Below are 521 nucleotides of genomic sequence, written 5' to 3' on the forward strand. Positions count from 1 at the left end.
GTCGGATCGGTGAAGTCGTCACGCTGAATGACATGGGTGTAATTCCCATGGACAGACAGTTTCCCGTAATTCCCGATCTGGTGCGTGTAGCTGATCTCGGCGTCGATACCGCGTGCCTGCAGCGCGGCGTAGTTGACACCTGCGGACAGGAGCGAGCCTTCCAAAATCTGATACGGTACTTCCGACTTGCCGCCAGCAGCGCCTGCTCGCTGGAAAAGACCACAGAACTGGTTGTTCAAGCTGGCAAGATCGTAGCACTGATTGATAATGGTCTGCGCATCGACCGACGAGATCGCCTGGTTCACCTTGATATTGTAATAGTCGACCGTGATCGCCAGGCCGGGCACCCAATGCGGCTGGAACACACCGCCAAAGGTGTAGGAGTCAGACGTCTCGGCCTTCAGGTTCGGGTTGCCGCCGCTGCCGCTCCAGCCGCCGTAGCAGGTCGCCACATTGGCCGGCGTGGGCGTGCAGGGCAGAGGCGGGTTCTGGGTGTGGTCGGTCGGCAGGGAGACGCCGGC

General features: G+C 60.5%; 1 protein-coding gene. It reads right to left on the minus strand.

Translation table 11 applies throughout. The annotated features are described in order from the left end of the window. Positions 1-521 (minus strand): TonB-dependent receptor domain-containing protein (locus tag AACY08_RS28685; protein ID WP_339472470.1); only part of this gene is annotated, 521 nt, incomplete at both ends.

Source organism: Pseudomonas sp. EL_65y_Pfl1_R83 (assembly GCF_963970695.1).
In the GTDB taxonomy this organism is placed as follows: domain Bacteria; phylum Pseudomonadota; class Gammaproteobacteria; order Pseudomonadales; family Pseudomonadaceae; genus Aquipseudomonas; species Aquipseudomonas tritici.